This window comes from Streptomyces gamaensis (genome assembly GCF_042656465.1).
Taxonomy (GTDB): domain Bacteria; phylum Actinomycetota; class Actinomycetes; order Streptomycetales; family Streptomycetaceae; genus Streptomyces; species Streptomyces gamaensis.
Genome location: NZ_JBHSPB010000002.1, coordinates 354,469 through 369,539, shown reverse-complemented (window position 1 = coordinate 369,539; position 15,071 = coordinate 354,469). Strand labels below are relative to the sequence as shown.

Annotated in this window: 13 protein-coding genes, 1 tRNA gene and 1 pseudogene; 8 read left to right on the top strand and 7 right to left on the bottom strand. The window is 73.0% G+C overall.

The window, feature by feature from the left end:
- The first annotated feature begins 117 nt into the window (after positions 1–117).
- Genes ACFP1Z_RS04265 through ACFP1Z_RS04245 form a run of 5 tightly spaced genes read left to right on the top strand, consistent with a single transcriptional unit; the run spans position 118 to position 5,008 of the window.
- Positions 118–1,554: an amidohydrolase family protein gene (locus ACFP1Z_RS04265; RefSeq protein WP_390314483.1), complete on the top strand. Its 1,437-nt coding sequence runs from the start codon at positions 118–120 to the stop codon at positions 1,552–1,554.
- Between the two features lie 11 nt (positions 1,555–1,565).
- Positions 1,566–2,378 (top strand): SDR family NAD(P)-dependent oxidoreductase, encoded by an 813-nt coding sequence (locus ACFP1Z_RS04260; RefSeq protein ID WP_390314482.1) that lies wholly within the window; start codon positions 1,566–1,568, stop codon positions 2,376–2,378.
- Positions 2,379–2,384: 6 nt separating this feature from the next.
- Positions 2,385–4,052: a CocE/NonD family hydrolase gene (locus ACFP1Z_RS04255; protein WP_390314481.1), complete on the top strand. Its 1,668-nt coding sequence runs from the start codon at positions 2,385–2,387 to the stop codon at positions 4,050–4,052.
- Positions 4,053–4,074: 22 nt separating this feature from the next.
- Entirely contained in the window at positions 4,075–4,494 is a 420-nt protein-coding gene (locus ACFP1Z_RS04250) for a DoxX family protein (protein ID WP_390314480.1), read from the top strand.
- A 31-nt stretch (positions 4,495–4,525) separates the two neighbouring features.
- Complete coding sequence (locus ACFP1Z_RS04245) at positions 4,526–5,008, top strand: SRPBCC family protein (RefSeq protein WP_390314478.1); 483 nt, start codon at positions 4,526–4,528, stop codon at positions 5,006–5,008.
- A gap of 21 nt (positions 5,009–5,029) precedes the next feature.
- On the opposite strand, the pseudogene ACFP1Z_RS04240 reads toward ACFP1Z_RS04245, so the two are convergent.
- Both ACFP1Z_RS04240 and ACFP1Z_RS04235 read right to left on the bottom strand, forming a co-directional pair.
- Positions 5,030–5,693: pseudogene (locus ACFP1Z_RS04240) on the bottom strand (transposase); the annotation flags it as partial.
- A gap of 208 nt (positions 5,694–5,901) precedes the next feature.
- Positions 5,902–5,975: transfer RNA gene (locus ACFP1Z_RS04235), tRNA-Pro, on the bottom strand.
- 264 nt (positions 5,976–6,239) lie between these two features.
- Between ACFP1Z_RS04235 and ACFP1Z_RS04230 the strand changes: the two genes are divergently transcribed.
- Positions 6,240–9,461: an amidohydrolase family protein gene (locus ACFP1Z_RS04230; protein ID WP_390314631.1), complete on the top strand. Its 3,222-nt coding sequence runs from the start codon at positions 6,240–6,242 to the stop codon at positions 9,459–9,461.
- A gap of 23 nt (positions 9,462–9,484) precedes the next feature.
- Here ACFP1Z_RS04230 and ACFP1Z_RS04225 read toward each other — a convergent pair whose 3' ends face one another.
- Together ACFP1Z_RS04225 and ACFP1Z_RS04220 are read right to left on the bottom strand one after the other, a co-directional pair.
- Complete coding sequence (locus ACFP1Z_RS04225; RefSeq protein ID WP_390314477.1) at positions 9,485–10,681, bottom strand: MBL fold metallo-hydrolase; 1,197 nt, start codon at positions 10,679–10,681, stop codon at positions 9,485–9,487.
- Between the two features lie 236 nt (positions 10,682–10,917).
- Entirely contained in the window at positions 10,918–11,670 is a 753-nt protein-coding gene (locus ACFP1Z_RS04220; RefSeq protein ID WP_390314630.1) for an alpha-ketoglutarate-dependent dioxygenase AlkB family protein, read from the bottom strand.
- A gap of 132 nt (positions 11,671–11,802) precedes the next feature.
- On the opposite strand from ACFP1Z_RS04220, the gene ACFP1Z_RS04215 reads away from it, so the two are divergent.
- A complete protein-coding gene (locus tag ACFP1Z_RS04215; protein ID WP_390314476.1) occupies positions 11,803–12,363 on the top strand; it encodes a carboxymuconolactone decarboxylase family protein in 561 nt (186 codons plus the stop codon).
- Positions 12,364–12,399: 36 nt separating this feature from the next.
- Here the strand turns inward: ACFP1Z_RS04215 and ACFP1Z_RS04210 are convergent, their stop codons facing one another.
- Genes ACFP1Z_RS04210 through ACFP1Z_RS04200 form a run of 3 tightly spaced genes read right to left on the bottom strand, consistent with a single transcriptional unit; the run spans position 12,400 to position 14,382 of the window.
- Complete coding sequence (locus tag ACFP1Z_RS04210; RefSeq protein WP_390314475.1) at positions 12,400–13,233, bottom strand: SAM-dependent methyltransferase; 834 nt, start codon at positions 13,231–13,233, stop codon at positions 12,400–12,402.
- Positions 13,234–13,246: 13 nt separating this feature from the next.
- On the bottom strand, positions 13,247–13,510 hold the full coding sequence (locus tag ACFP1Z_RS04205) for a DUF397 domain-containing protein (protein ID WP_390314474.1): 264 nt from the start codon (positions 13,508–13,510) through the stop codon (positions 13,247–13,249).
- 5 nt (positions 13,511–13,515) lie between these two features.
- Positions 13,516–14,382 carry a helix-turn-helix domain-containing protein gene (locus ACFP1Z_RS04200; protein ID WP_390314473.1) on the bottom strand — a complete coding sequence of 289 codons (867 nt, stop codon included), beginning with the start codon at positions 14,380–14,382 and terminating at the stop codon, positions 13,516–13,518.
- Positions 14,383–14,519: 137 nt separating this feature from the next.
- Between ACFP1Z_RS04200 and ACFP1Z_RS04195 the strand changes: the two genes are divergently transcribed.
- Positions 14,520–14,987: an ATP-binding protein gene (locus ACFP1Z_RS04195; protein WP_390314472.1), complete on the top strand. Its 468-nt coding sequence runs from the start codon at positions 14,520–14,522 to the stop codon at positions 14,985–14,987.
- Positions 14,988–15,071: the final 84 nt, after the last annotated feature.

The window sequence follows — 15,071 nt, the reverse complement described above, 5'->3', positions numbered from 1 at the left end:
GTGCCCAGGTGGCGGGCGCGTGGCGTCCAGCGGCGACTCTGCCGTACCGGCCGGTGACGCCTGAGCGCGGACGGCCGTGCCCTCACTCGCCTTCCTCCACGTGAAGAGGACCTCACTATGCCCAGTACGCGCCCCCTGCTGCTGCACGGCGGCACGGTCATCACCATGGACGGCACGACGGGCGTCCTGCCCGCGGGCGACGTGCTCGTACGCGACGGACGGATCGAGGCCGTAGGCGCCCGTCTGGACGCCCCGGCCGGCGCCCGGGTCATCGACACCACGGGGAAGATCGTGCTGCCCGGCCTGGTCGACAGCCACCGGCACACCTGGGAGACCCTGCTGCGCGGCGCCGGGGTGGAGTGGACCCTCACCGACTACTTCGGCTACCTGGTCAGTCGGTTCGTCCCCCTTTTCCGGCCGGAGGACGTCTACGCGGCCAATCTGCTGGCCGCCACGGAGTCCCTCCTCGACGGCACCACCACGATGGCCGACTGGGCGGACGCCTCCCGCACGCCCGAGCACACCGACGCGGCGATCCAGGCACTGCAGGACGCCGGAATACGGTCCCGGTTCGTCTACGCGAACATCTTCGCCTCGCCGCACATCTTCGTACCCACCCGCCGCACCCTCGGCCTGTACGAGCGGTACGGCTCCACCGACGGACGGCTGAGCATGCAGGTCGCCATCGACCCGACCTGCCAGGACGGCCTCCCGGAGGAGGCGGCGTGGCGCTTCGCCCGGGAACACGGCATCCCCGTCGCGGCGCACGCCGGCCTGTTCGGCTGGGCCAACGAGACGTACGTCAAAGACCTGCACCGACGCGGCCTGCTGGACGCGACCAACACCTACGTCCACGTCGTCTCCCTCGACCGCGAGGCCCAGCAGATGATCGCCGACACCGGCGGCACGGCCGTCATGGCGGGCAGCAACTTCCACTCGGGGCAGGGCTATCCACGGATCACGGAGTTCACCGCGATGGGCATCCCCGTGGCCCTGGCCAGTGATTCCGGGGTGCGATTCCGGCGCGACATGTTCACCATGATGCAACTGATGGTCAGCGCCGATCACGTCTGGGAGCACCTGCGGTACGAGAAGCCCGACCTCTCGGGTGTGGTCAATCCCGTCAACGCCTGCCGCTCCGTGGACGCGTTGCGGTGCGTGACGGTGCACGGGGCCCGCGCGCTCGGCCACGGCGACAGCATCGGCTCCCTCACCCCCGGCAAGCGTGCCGACCTGCTGGTCGTGCGCCCGAACGACGTGGCCTCCCTGCCGTATCGCCTCGACCCGGTGGCCCATGTGGTGTGGCAGTGCGGTCCCGACTGCGTCGAGACGGTGCTGGTCGACGGCGAGGTCGTCAAGCAGGACGGCAGGCTCACCACCGGCCCCGGCCTGGAGAAGGCGCGGCAGCTCGCCGACGCCAGTCGCGAGTACCTCATCGGCCGGATCGGCGAGGAGGCACTCGCCGAGGCCGTGCGGGAGCCCGCGACCCCGCCGGGCGCGCCGTTGCGGCACTCCTTCCCGGTCTTCCCCAAGCCGGACGACCCGCAGGCATGAGGGGCGGAGCCATGGGACACCAGGAGAGATTCGCCGGTCGCGTCGTGATGGTCTCCGGTGCCGCGTCGGGCATCGGCAAAGCCGCCGCCGAGGAGTTCGCCCGTCAGGGCGCCCTCGTCGTCGCCGCCGACGTCAACGAGACGGCGGGCGAGGCGACCGTCGCGGGGATCGTCTCGGCGGGCGGCGCGGGCGAGTTCGTCCGGACCGACGTGAGCGTCGAGGACGACATCGACGCGCTCGTCCAGGGCATCGTCACCCGGCACGGCCGCCTGGACGTGGCGTTCAACAACGCGGGCATCCCGGCGGTGAAACGCCCCCTGGCGCTGTACACGAGACCGGACTGGGACAGGGTGATCGCGGTCAACCTCACCGGCGTGTTCCTCGCCATGCGCCAGGAGCTGGAGCACATGCTGCGCCGGGGCAGTGGCGTGATCGTCAACACCACCTCGATCGGCGGGCTCACCGGTCCGTCGCTACTGGCCCCCTACGCGGCGGCCAAGGCCGGGATCATCGGCCTGACCAGGGTCGCCGCCAACGAATCCGCCCGCTTCGGCATCCGGGTCAACGCGATCGCCCCCGGCTACACCCCCACCGCCATGGCGGCCGCGTCGAGCGCCGAAGTCCCCGACTGGGAACAGAAGGCCATCGCCGACACCCCAATGCACCGCGGCGCCGACCCGCTGGAGATCGCCCGCGCGGCCGTCTGGCTCTGCTCGGACGACGCCTCCTTCGTCACCGGCCAGGTGATCGCCGCGGACGGCGGCTACACCGTCGGCGGGAGTGTCCTGGAGGACAACCCCCTCGATACGGACCGACGGGAGTGACATGCCATGGCCACCGGCGATCTGGTCATCTTCACCGACGCCAAACCGCCGGAGGACGGCGGCTACCCGGGCCTGCACCCGTCCAGCACGGTCGCGGAGGGAATCCGGACGGAACGGGATACCGCCGTTCCGCTCCGCGACGGCACCGTGATCTATGTGGACGTACGGCGGCCCGACGGGGCCACCGGCCTGCCGGTACTCATCGCCTACGCCCCGTACGGCAAGCACAACGGGTTCCCGCCCGTCCTGGGCGCGGGCGCGGACATCGACCCGCCGCTCCCCGACGATGCCCCCTTCGAGGCGCCGCTCGCCGCGTACTGGTGCCGCCACGGGTACGCCGTGGTCTACGCCGACCCCCGCGGCACCTGGGGATCGGAAGGTGACGCGACCATGTACAGCCGCCAGGAGGCCGAGGACGGGCACGACCTCGTCGAGTGGGCGGGCATCCGGCCGTGGTGCAACGGCAAAGTCGGCCTGTGCGGCGTGTCCTACCTGGCGGTCACCCAGTACGGCATCGCCGCCACCCGCCCACCGCACCTCGCCGCGATCAACCCCAACGAGGGCAAGAGCGACCACTACCGCGAAGCGGCGTTCCACGGCGGCATCCCGGAGACCCAGTTCACCGCGCAGCTCAGCACCACCATGGGGTTCGGCCGCAACCGCACCGAGGACCGGCTCGCCGAGATCCGCGCCCATCCCTTCCACGACGCGTTCTGGGCGGCCCAGGATGTGGAGTTCGAACGGATCGAGGTGCCTGCGCTGTTCGTCTGCTCCGTGGGCGACCAGGGCCTGCACACGCGCGGCACGCTGGAGGCGTACCGGCGGACGGGGTCGGAGCAGAAGTGGCTCGACGTCCACGGCCGCAAGGAGTGGCGCTACTTCTACAGCCCCGCCCAGACCGAGCGCCTGCGCGTCTTCTTCGACCACTTCCTCAAGGGCCAGGACAACGGCCTCGCCTCCTGGCCGCCCGTACGGGTCGAGTACCGGGACCGCACCGAAACCGGCCCCGTCCGCGCCGAGTCCTCCTGGCCGCCCGCGCACACCCGGCCCACCGCTTTCCACCTCGACGCCACCACCGGGCGGCTGACCTCCGAAGTCCCGTCGTCCTCCGGCACAGCCGCCTACGACCCCACCCACTCGCCGGTAGGGCGAGCGGGAGCGGAAAGAGTTGTCTTCACCCTCACCTTCGACACTGACACCGAGTTCGCCGGCCCCGCCGCGCTACGCCTGTGGGCGGAGTCCCCCGGGGCCGACGACATGGACGTGTTCGTCGAGCTCGACAAGCTCGATACCGACGGGCAGCCCGTGCCCTACCCGTTCTTCGCCTACCTCGACGACGGCCCTCTCGCCCAGGGCTGGCTCCGGGCCACTCGCCGCGAACTCGACGAGCGCAGGTCCACGCCCGAACGCCCCGTCCACGCCCACCGGCGCGACCTGCCGCTCCCCGGCGGACCGGTCGCCCTGGACATCGAGATCTGGGGCTTCACCGCCCACTTCCACGCCGGGGAGACCTTGCGGCTCACCATCGCCGGTGCCGACATCCGCCGCTGGCCGCCCGAGCAGTTCGCCCCCGGCCACGACCGGCTCAACAACACCGCGCCGCACGTCCTGCATACCGGGCCGGACCACGACTCCCACCTGCTGCTGCCCCTCAGCAACCTGTCCACCGTGTGATCACTGTCAGTTGGAGGCCGTCATGACCGTTCTCGTCCTCATTGGCCGGATCCTCTTCGCGCTGCTCTTCCTCACCTCGGCCTTGGGCCACCTCACCAAGACCAAGGCCACGGCCGGGTACGCGGCGGCCAAGGGCGTGCCCGCCCCCGCCCTGGCGGTGGCGGGCACCGGGCTGCTGATGCTGGCGGGCTCCCTGAGCCTGCTGCTCGGGGCCTGGGCGGACCTGGGCGCGCTGCTCCTGGCGGTCTTCCTGTTCCCGACAGCCCTGATCATGCACCGCTTCTGGCAGGAGACCGAACCGGTGGCCCGGCAGCAGGAAACAGCCCACTTCCAGAAGGACATCGCCCTCGGCGGCGCCTGCCTGATGCTGCTCGCCTTCTTCTCCTACGTCGGCCACGACCTGGGGCTGGCCCTCACCGGCCCGTTCTTCTCCATCGAATGACCCATACGGCCTGGAGCCCCCGATGCCCAGCATGAGCAGCAGCGCCAGTGTCTACATCGGCTGCCCGCCGGACGCCGCTTACGCAGTCCTGGCCGATCCGGACAACTGGCCCCGCGTCAACCGAGGAGTCACCCTGCGGACCGCACGCGTCGCAGGTGACCCCGGCCGCCCGCTGGCCGGCGGGGACGTGTTCATCGAGTACGCCGCGGGACCGGCAGAGAACGGCGTGGACTTCGAATTCCCGTGGAACGTCCAGGAGTCGACGCCGAACGCACGCCTGACCGTCATGTCGCGGGCGGAACTCGGCCCGGGGCACCACTGCCTCCAGACCATCACCTTCGAGTTCGCGCCCTCGGGCCCCGGCACCCTCTACACACGCACCTTCCGCGTCGACTTCGCCGACGGACTCCTCGAAGCAGCGCCGAAGGAGCAGGCCTGTGCATTCCAGGACTACCTCGGACGGCAGTACGCCATGGCGATGAAGCTGAAGAGGTACATCGAGGGCGGCGGCTGAGCTCGTTCTTCGGCCGTCCGACGGTCGGCGGTCGGCGGTCGGCGGTCGGGCGAGGCGGAGCCGGGTGTGCGCGATGACCAGGAGCCAGGTCCAGCGGTCCGCCACCTCGGGGGTGCGGATCTTCGGAGTGGTCCAGCCGAGCGTCTGCTTTCCGAAACGGAAGGTGTGCTCCAGATCCGAATCTTCTGAGGAACACCTGCCACCACAGGTCCACGTCCGCTGGGGCGGCGCCGGTCTTCGAGGGCCACAGCCAGACCGGCGGGGCCTCCCGGTCCTTGGAGAGGTGCCCGACCTTGAGGCGGACCAAGGCGCCCTCGACGATGGGGAGTTCACCGTCGTGATCCAGCCAGGCCGAGCGGTGGGTCAACCGTGGGTGGACCCGGTCCCACGCACGGGCTTCGGCCTTGCCGTAGTTCACTGTGTCGGTGACCGTGGCGACCTCCGCTTCGGGCCCGTCCCGGGCCTGGCGAAGCGGAACTCCGGCCCGTGCTTGGGCGGATGGCCGCCGCGGGGGTGGGCGCGGTGGAACTCCAGGGTCCCCGGGCTCCAGGACGGCGACGAGGGAGTACGGCCAGCCCGGGATGAACCGCGAGGCGGACTTCGCCCACCCGTAGACATGGCAGAACAGCCGGTCCGCCGAGCACGGCGCGTCCGCGCGCAGCCATGGTGAGACGTCGACCGCCACCCAGCGGTACCTCCACCCCGACCGCCGCTCGATCCACCTGGCCGACGCAGCCCTCAGCCGCTACCTCGTCGAAGGCCGCCAGGAACCCGCTGGTCCCAAACCGGTCCCGGAGACCGCGCCCGTGCGGCACCTGCGGCTCGTCCGGTGAGCAATACAAAGAAGCCCCTGACCTGCGGTTTCCCACTGATCAGAGGCTTCTTTCACCGTGTCGGGACGGCGGGATTTGAACCCACGACCCCTTGACCCCCAGTCAAGTGCGCTACCAAGCTGCGCCACGTCCCGGTGCTCGTCCGGTTCGGGATCTTCATCCCTCGCCGACCGCGCATGAGAACAATACCGCACTTCACGGGGTGCTCGCGCACGGCTTTGACGCGCCCCCTACGGACCGAGGCCGCGTTCTCACTCCGGCCCGGGCCCGCCCGTATCCATGGCGCCACCGCAGACGGTGTTGACCTCCCTCCCTGACCCCGTGCAACGATCGGACGGCCTCGGCAACGAGCATCCGTATCGCGCAACGCCCCTGTCTCAGGAGGTCAGTTGGACAGCATCGGCCCCGTCGGTACCGGGCATGGCCCGGATACCGCCGCCGCGCACCCGTCTCTTCCCACTCGTCGCAGATTTCTCCAGGCGGCGGCCGGTACCGCCGCCGCGGCCGCCGTGCTGCCCGCGGGCGTGGCGACGGCCGCCGCGGCCAAGGGCGGCCGCGGCAGCACCGCCTTCACGCTCACCGCCGCCACCAACGGCTCCGCCAGCCTCTCCCCCGCCGGTGACCGGCTCGTGGCCGAGGTGCAGTGCGTGCTGTGGTCCGTGCCCCGGGGCGGCGGGGAGGCGGTGGCGATCACGCCTGCGGATCTTGAGCCGACGCGGCCCGTGCACTCCCCGGACGGGCGGCGGCTCGCCGTGTGCGCCTACCGGGGCGGCGGCTTCCACATCTGGACGCTGCGGCCGGACGGGACGGGGCTGCGGCAGCTGACGGACGGGCCGTGGGACGACCGGGGTCCGGCGTGGTCGCCGGACGGGACGCGGATCGCGTTCGCGTCCGAGCGGGCCGGGGACCCGGTCGCGGGCGGACCGTACCGGCTGTGGGTGGCGGACGTACGCACCGGGGCGCTCGCGCAGGTCACCGGTCTGCCCGGGCAGGAGGGGCCGCTGCAGGACGGGGCGTGGGAGGACTTCGACCCGGTGTGGTCGCCGGACGGGACGCGGCTGCTGTTCGTCCGGGGATCGCTGAAGAGCGGCGCCGAGGGCGGCCTCGTGGCGCGTACGGTCGCGTCCGTGCCCGCGGTCGGGCGCGGGCCGGTGCGCGTCGAGCACACCGAGACGGAGAAGGCGCAGGTGATGACGCCGGCGGTCTCGCCCGGCGGGCGGCTGGCGTATCTGCGGACGACGGCGGCGCCCGCCGGGAGCTGCACGCTCGTCGTGGACGGGGAGGCCGTCGGCGTGCCCGGGGACGTGGCGCCCGTACCGCCGCGCTGGGTGTCGCGGGACGAGCTGCTGCTGACCGTCGACGGGCAGTTCCGCACAGTACGGCCCGAGGGGGGCAGGGGCACCGTGACGGGCACGGTGCCCTTCACCGCGCGGCTCGCCCTCGACCGGCCCCGCTATCGCGTCAAGCGCTACGACCTGGGCGGCACCGGTGTCCGTCCGGTGCGGGCGCTGCACCTTCCGGCGCTGTCGCCGGACGGACGGCAGGTCGCGTTCGCCGCGCTGAACTCCCTCTGGCTGGCGCCGACTTCGGGGGACGGGCGGCCGCGCAAGGTGGTGTCCGCCGAGCCCACCCGGTATCTGCTGGCGCCGTCCTGGTCGTCCGACGGGCGGGCGCTGCTGTACTGCGACGACCGCGACGGACTGCTCGCCGTGCGCCGCCACGACCTGGCCACCGGTGAGGAGAGCGTGCTCGCGGACGGCGGGCGGGTCTTTCCCGCGCTGTCCCCGGACGGGCGGCGGCTGGCCTGCCTGGACATGTCGGGCAGTCTCGTGGTCCGTGAGCTCGATACCGGGACGGAGCGCACGCTGGCCGCCCCGCTGGCCGGGGGCGGGCTGCCGGGGCGGCCGAGCTGGTCGCCGGACGGGCGGTTCCTCGCGCTGTGCGACCGCAACCGGATCAACCAGCGGTTCCGTGAGGGCTACCACCTGATCCGGGTCGTCGACGCCGGCAGCGGCGCCGCCCGCCTGTACGCGCCCGCCCCGCACGTCTCGCTCTCGGACCGCTACGACTCGGGCCCGGTCTGGTCGCCGGACGGCCGCCACATGGCGCTTATCTGCGAGTCCGCGCTGTGGCTGCTGCCGGTGGGCGCCGACGGCGCCCCCGCAGGCGAGCCGCGCCGTCTCACGGACGAGGCGGCCGACCATCCGTCCTGGTCGGCGGACGGCCGCAGCATCCTGTACCTGTCGGCGGGCCGGCTGCGGCTGCTGGACGTGGGCGGCGGCACGGCCCGTACGGTCCGCGTCGCGCTCGACCACCGGCGTCCCGCGCCCGTCGACACGGTGGTGCACGCCGGGCGGCTGTGGGACGGCACGGGCGAGACGGTGCGCGAGGACGTCGACGTGGTGGTGCGGGAGGGGCGGATCGCCGCCGTGGAACCGCACCGGGCCGGGCGGGCGGCCGCGCGCCGCGTCGATGCCTCGGCCCGTACGGTCGTCCCCGGACTGTGGGACGCGCACACGCACCCCTGGCAGTTCACCTACGGCGGGCGGCAGACGGCCCTGCAGCTGGCCTACGGCATCACCACCGCCGTCGCGCTGGGCGCGGCCGCCTACGAGGCGGCCCGCGTCCGGGAGGCCGTCCTGGCCGGGGCGCTGGCCGGGCCGCGGCTGCTGAGCACCGGCGAGCTGCTGGACGGCCCGCGCGTGGCGTACAGCATGGGGCGCGCGCACCGTACCCGGGAGGGGCTGCGCCGCTCGCTCGACCGGGCGGTCGGCCTCGACTGGGACTTCGTCAAGACGTATGTGCGGGCGCCTGGTTGGATCATGCGGGAGGCCGCAGACTTCGCGCACGAGCGGCTCGGGGTGCGTGCGGGCGGCCATCTGTGCTCGCCGGGCATCCAGCTGGGCCAGGATCTGACGACCCATCTGAATGCCACGCAGCGGCTGGAGTTCGGGCACGCGCTGACGGCGGGCGGATACGCGTACCAGGACGTCGAGGAGCTCTACACCGGCGGCGACTTCCGGATGATCGCCACGATCTTCACGTCGGTGCCGCTGCTGGGCGCGGACCCGGCGCTCGCGCGGGACGCGCGGGTGACGGATCTGATGCCGCCGTGGGACGCGGCGCTCGTCCGCGAGGGCGCGGCGAGCCCGCCGACGCAGGCTCAACTGGCCACGCTGGAACGGGAGATCGGCATCTACCGCCGGGTGCTCGCGGGCGGCGGTACGGTCGCCCTCGGCACGGACGCGCCGCTGGTGCCCGTCGGGCTGTCCCTGCATCTGGCCCTGCGCGCGCTGCACCGCTACGGGCTCACGCCCGCGCAGGCCCTGCGGACGGCCACGGTGCTGCCCGCGCGGGCCTTCGGCCTGGAGAAGGACCTGGGCACGCTGGAGCCGGGCAGGCTCGCCGACCTGACCGTGGTCGACGGCGACCCCTTCACGGACTTCGACACGCTCGTACGGACGGTGTGCGTGCTGCGCGGCGGAGTGCCCTTCGAGCAGGCGGACCTCGTCGGCGCGTACGGCGCGGCACCGTCCCCGGCGGCGCGGGCCGACGACGCGCTCGCCCACTGGCAGGCGGTCGGACGGCACCTGCGCCGCGACGGCTGCTGCGCCCCGTAACAGTGAGGGGCGCGGCGGCCTCCCTAGGGCACGCGCGCCGGGAGCTGCGGCCGGCCGGTGACCGGCGGTACCGCCTCCACCGACTCGCCCGGGCCGTCCGCCGGACGTACCGCGACCGCCCGCCACCAGGTGCGCAGGGGCAGCCCGGCGGCGGGCTCGAAGGGCAGGCCCGGCGGCGGTACCGCGATGCGGGTGCCGTGCCGCCGGGCCGCGGCGAGCGTGCCCTCGGCCGGCTCCGCCCAGGGGTGCGGGGCGAGGACGAAGGTGCCCCAGTGGATGGGCATCATGAGCGCGCCCCGCAGTTCGACGTGCGCGCGCATGCCCTCCTCCGGGGTCATGTGCACATCCGGCCAGAACTCCGAGTACGCGCCGACCTGCACCATGGTGGCGTCGAACGGGCCGTACCGGCGGCCGAGTCCGGCGAAGCCGGGGAAGTAGCCGGTGTCGCCGCTGTGGAAGATCCGGTGCTCGGGTCCGGCGACCACCCACGAAGCCCACAGCGTGTGCTGGGAGTTGCGCAGGGCGCGCCCGCAGAAGTGCCGTGCGGGGGTCGCGGTGAGGGTGAGTCCGGCGGCCGTCGTGGACTCGTGCCAGTCGAGTTCGGTGACGCGGTGCGCGGGGACGCCCCAGTGCTCCAGGTGGGCGCCGACGCCCAGTGGCACGACGAACAGCGTGCCGGTGCGGGCCAGGGCGCGGACGGTCGGCATGTCCAGGTGGTCGTAGTGGTCGTGGGAGACGACGACGGCGTCCACCGGCACGACCTCGGCGAGCGGGAGCGGCACCCGGTGCAGCCGGCGGGGCCCGGCGAACGCGAAGGGCGAGCAGCGCCGCGACCACACCGGGTCGAACAGCACTCGCCGTCCGTCGATCTCGGCGAGCACGCTGGAGTGGCCCAGCCAGGTCAGCCGCAGCCCGGAGGCGGCGGGCCGGGCCAGGTCGGCGACGGTCGTGGGGTGGACCGGGATCGGGTGGGCGGGGGTGCGGGCCGCGCGGCCCTCCTTGCGGAGGTAGGCGGGCAGTACGGACAGCGGGGACGGTCTGGGCCCGTCCGGGCCCGCTCCGGCGGGGTTGACGAAGGCGCCGTCGGCGAAGTGCGGGGACCGTCTGATGCGCGCCAGGCGCTCCCCGCCGGGGTCGGCCCCGAAGGCGGCCGGGCGCAACGCGTCCAGGGGACGGCGTGGTGGTTGTGGCCGGGAGCGGAGCGGGCGGGAGCCGGTCACGGCACCTCCAGTCGGTTCGGGCAGGTCAGGCCATTATCGGCGCTCGTCCCGCACGGTGCCCGCGCTGCCCGCCGGTTGCCGTCGTCCGGGCCCACCCCCGTGAACCGGGCCCGGACGACGGCACAGGCGTTCCCCCGGCGACCCACTGTGCAGGCTCGGGCTCTCGCGCGCACGTGAATTTTCCGTGCCGGGCGGCCGGCGGGGGTGACGGGGCCCGGCGTGCCCGGGGCCGGCTGTCACAGCCCGCTGACCCGGAGGGTGATGTTGAGCCGTCCGGTGAGGCCGAGTTCCGGTGGCGCCGTGCCGGGGTGGGTGCGGGGCACGCCGTGGAAGGCGAGGCGGGAGGGGCCGCCGAAGACGAAGAGGTCGCCGCTGCGCAGTTCGATGTCCGTCCAGGGCCGGGGGCGGGTGCGGGTGTTGCCGAAGCGGAAGACGCAGCTGTCGCCGAGGCTGAGGGAGACGACGGGGGCGGCGGAGCGTTCGTCGTGGTCCTGGTGCATGCCCATGCGGGCGCCGGCGGCGTAGAAGTTCACCAGCGCGATGTCGTAGTCGGCGGTCTCGCCGATGCCGGAGCGCTGCCGCGGCGGCGTGGGCCCGTAGGCGTCCGCGACGGCCTGCCGGGCGAGGGCGCCCAGCCAGGCGGGGAACGGTTTGACGGGGGCGCCGTCGCCGTCGACGACGGTGCGGGTGTAGGCGTAGGGATAGCCGTGCGGGCCCGGGCAGTCGGGGTTCTCCCGTACGGCTCTGCCGCAGCTCGGGCAGCGGGGGACGACGGCCCAGTGCCGGCCGAGGCAGACCTGCCGTACGGACATCTCCGCGCCGCCCGGCAGCCGTACCGTGCGCAGCCCGGCGGGCGGCTTCGCCCACGCGCGGCAGGCGGACAGCAACTCCCGCGCGCGGGCCTCGTCGAGCCAGCCGGGCACGTGTACGGCGCCCGGCGCGACCTCGGAGCGCTCGCGGGGGAAGAGCTCGCCGTTCGCGCCGTTCACCCTGTTCACCCTTCCATCCTCGCCGACCGGCCCCCGGTCCATGTCACGGATCCGGTGGCGCCGTCCGTCGTACCGGTGTCAGGAGGCAACCGCTCGGCAGAGCGGCCGCACAGTGTCACGGAGGTATTCGTCATGGCCCGTATCCCGCTCACCCACCCGCGCACCCCGCTGATCCGTGCCGTGGAGTGGTACTGCAGGCGCGCCTACGGCAAGGTGCTCGATCCGGTGCTCGCGTCCGCCCACCACCGGCGGGTGCTGTGGGCGGGGTCCCGCTTCGAGATGGCGGTCGCGCGCTGGAACAAGCTCGACCCGCGGCTGAAGGATCTCGCCGTACTGGCCTCGGCCGGGGCGATCGGCTGTGCCTGGTGCGTGGACTTCGGCCACTGGACGAGCCGCGAGCACGGTGTCCCGCAGGAGAAGCTGCGCGATCTGCCGGACTGGCGTTCCAGCGAGGTCTACACCCCGCTGGAGCGCGACGTGCTGGAGTACGCGGAGGCGATGACGGCCACCCCGCCGACCGTGGACGACGCTCTGGTCGAGCGGCTGCGGCGGCAGCTGGACGACGCGCAGCTGGTCGAGCTGACCGCGATCCTGGCGGTGGAGAACATGCGCAGCCGCACCAACTCGGCGCTGGGGCTGACCAGTCAGGGTTTCAAGGACCGCTGCGAGGTCCCGCGCCCGGCCGCGATGTGAGTACGGTGCGCGCCCCACATCGCCTATGACACCCCGTCAGTTCTTGATGCCCACTCCCCCGTAGAACACGGTGTCGTTGAGTTCCCGGGGGCCGGGCACCGGGCCGTCCGGGCGCCACAACGGCACCCGGACCAGGCCCGGTTCGAGCAGCGCGAAGTCGCCGAAGAGGGGCTCGATCCGGGCGTGCGGGCGCAGGCTCAGGCCCGCGGTGGCGTTGCGGTAGGCGCTGACGACGCTGTCGCGGGCCTCGACGTCGGTGCGGCCCTCGGCGTAGCCGGCGTAGGGCTCGGCCGTGGCGTGCGAGAGGACCAGGGCGCTGCCCGGCGGCAGGGCCGCGCCGAGGGCCGCGACGATGCCCGCCGGGTCCTCCTCGTCCTTGACGAAGTGCAGGACGGCGACGAGCAGCAGCGCCACCGGCTCGGCGGCGTCGAGGAGTTCGCGCACCGCGGGGTGGCGCAGGACCGCCCCGGGTTCGCGGACGTCGCCCAGGACGAAGCCGGCCTGTCCGGTGTCGGTGAGCTTCGCGCCGGCGTGGGTCGCGACGATGGGGTCGTTGTCGACGTAGACGACCTTGGCGTCGGGGGCGTGCTCGCGGGCCACTTCGTGGGGGTTGGGCGAGGTCGGGATGCCCGTGCCGATGTCGAGGAGCCGGTGGATGCCGCGGCGGGTGACCTCGCGCACGGCGCGGTGCAGGAAGGCGCGGTTGGCGCGGGCGGAGAGCCGCACCTGGGGGTGGGCGCGGATGACGTGCTCCGCCGCTTCCCGGTCGACCTGGTAGTTGTCCCAGCCGCCGAGGTAGTAGTCGTACATCCGGGCCGGGTGCGGTCTGCCGGTGTCGATGACCTCGGCCGGGAAACCCTGCTCGCTCACGCCGTGCTCTCCTTCACTCGCAGCCGGTACAGGTCCCCGCGAGCAGGAAGTCGGCCTGGCCGGCCTTCGCGCCGCGGATGAAGCTCTCGATCTCGTGGTGCGTGTAGATCAGGGCCGGCCCCTCGGGGTCGGTGGACTGGCGTACGGCGACGCGGCCGTCGCGCAGCCGCATGACCTCCACGCAGCTGCCGCCGTTGCCGCCGCTCCACGGCTTGCGCCAGCCCTCGGTGCCGAGCTCGCCGGCGGGCATGCCGTTGTAGATGCGGGCCGGGTCCATGTGGTTCAGATCTCCTTACGAAGGCCGCCCAGGAGGGCCTCGGTGGTGTGTGCGGGCGGGGCCTGCGCGCACATCCGGTCCAGTGCCTCCAGGAAGGCCGAGACGTCGTCGCGCTGGTCGAAGTACGAGGCTCCGACGAGGTTTTCCGCGTAGGCGATGTCCGGGAGCTCCGCCTGGGGGAACCGGAAGATGTGGAAGGGGCCGTACATCGCCGGGTGCGGTCCGGCGGCGAACGGCATGATCTGCAGCTTGACGTGGGGCAGGGCGGTCGCGTCCATGAGGCGGGAGATCTGGGCGCGCATGATCTCCGGACCGCCGATGGGGCGGCGCAGCACGGTCTCGTCCATGACCACCCACAGCAGCGGCGGGCTGTCCCTGGTGAGCAGGGCCTGGCGCTCGCGGCGGACGGCGACGGCGCGGTCGATGCCGGCGGGGCGGGCGTGCGGCATTCCGGCGCGGAGCACGGCACGCGCGTAGTCCTCGGTCTGCAGCAGTCCGGGGACGTAGTGCGGCTCGTAGGCGCGGATGAGGTTGGCTTCCTGTTCCAGGCTGACGAACGCGCTGAACCAGTCGGGCAGGACGTCGCGGAAGCGGTGCCACCAGCCGGGGCGGTTGGCCTCGCGGGCGAGGGCGAGGAAGCCCTCGATCTCGGCGGGGTCGTCGACGCCGTAGCAGCCCAGCAGCTTTTCCACGTAGGGGAGTTTGAGGCCGACCTCGGCTTTCTCCATTCTGCGGACGGTGGCGTGGGTGACGTCGAGGGCGCGTCCGGCGTCCTCGTAGGTCAGTCCGGCCTTCTCCCTGAGGACCTGGAGCCGCTTGCCGAGGACGACCCGCAGGACGGTCGCGGAGCCCGCCGGCCGTGCGTCCGCCACGTGTCCTCCCCTCCAACTGCCGTCGTTGCGTCCGCAGTCTGTCATGTACCCCCTGAGGCCAACAGACTGCACCGGCGATTCTGCAATTTACAGATTGAACCTTGCCACACCTGAGTCACATCGCACATAGTTACGGAGTGGTCCCCTCCCATGACGCACCTTCGCTCGGACGCTGCGGCAGTCCCCTGGCCGCGCGTCGTGAGGACGCCTCCGGCTTCTTCCAGTTCCCCGCCCTCAACACCTCGGTGGCCCAGGCGCGCAGCCGTGTGCTGGCGCAGCTGCGCGAGTGGGGTGTCGACGAAGTGGCCTGCGACGACGCCCGGTTGGTGGTGTCGGAGCTGTTCACCAACGCGGTGCGGCACACCGACAGCGAGCGGGTGAGCTGCCAACTGCGGGTCGACGAGGCACACGTGCGCATAGAGGTGGCCGACGAGGGGCACGCCCCCACCGAGCCCCGGGCGCGCCGCAGCGGCGCGGACGAGGAGAGCGGCCGCGGTCTGCTGCTGGTGGGCGTGCTCTCCCGGGCGTGGGGCGTACGGCCGGACACCGGCGGCCGGGGCCGCGTAGTGTGGGCGGAACTCCCCCACGGGCGGCCCGCGCACTGAGGAGAACCACCGGACCGGCGGCTGTCGCGGTACGGGCCGGGGTCCGGCGCCGGGCGCGGGACCCCGGCCCGTACGGGCGCGGCA

Bases quoted from the DNA above. Each gene is read 5' to 3' on its own strand.
- ACFP1Z_RS04265 (WP_390314483.1), top strand. From the start codon at position 118: ATGCCCAGTACGCGCCCCCTGCTGCTGCACGGCGGCACGGTCATCACC.
- ACFP1Z_RS04260 (WP_390314482.1), top strand. From the start codon at position 1,566: ATGGGACACCAGGAGAGATTCGCCGGTCGCGTCGTGATGGTCTCCGGT.
- ACFP1Z_RS04255 (WP_390314481.1), top strand. From the start codon at position 2,385: ATGGCCACCGGCGATCTGGTCATCTTCACCGACGCCAAACCGCCGGAG.
- ACFP1Z_RS04250 (WP_390314480.1), top strand. From the start codon at position 4,075: ATGACCGTTCTCGTCCTCATTGGCCGGATCCTCTTCGCGCTGCTCTTC.
- ACFP1Z_RS04245 (WP_390314478.1), top strand. From the start codon at position 4,526: ATGAGCAGCAGCGCCAGTGTCTACATCGGCTGCCCGCCGGACGCCGCT.
- ACFP1Z_RS04215 (WP_390314476.1), top strand. From the start codon at position 11,803: ATGGCCCGTATCCCGCTCACCCACCCGCGCACCCCGCTGATCCGTGCC.
- ACFP1Z_RS04205 (WP_390314474.1), bottom strand. From the start codon at position 13,510: ATGGACCCGGCCCGCATCTACAACGGCATGCCCGCCGGCGAGCTCGGC.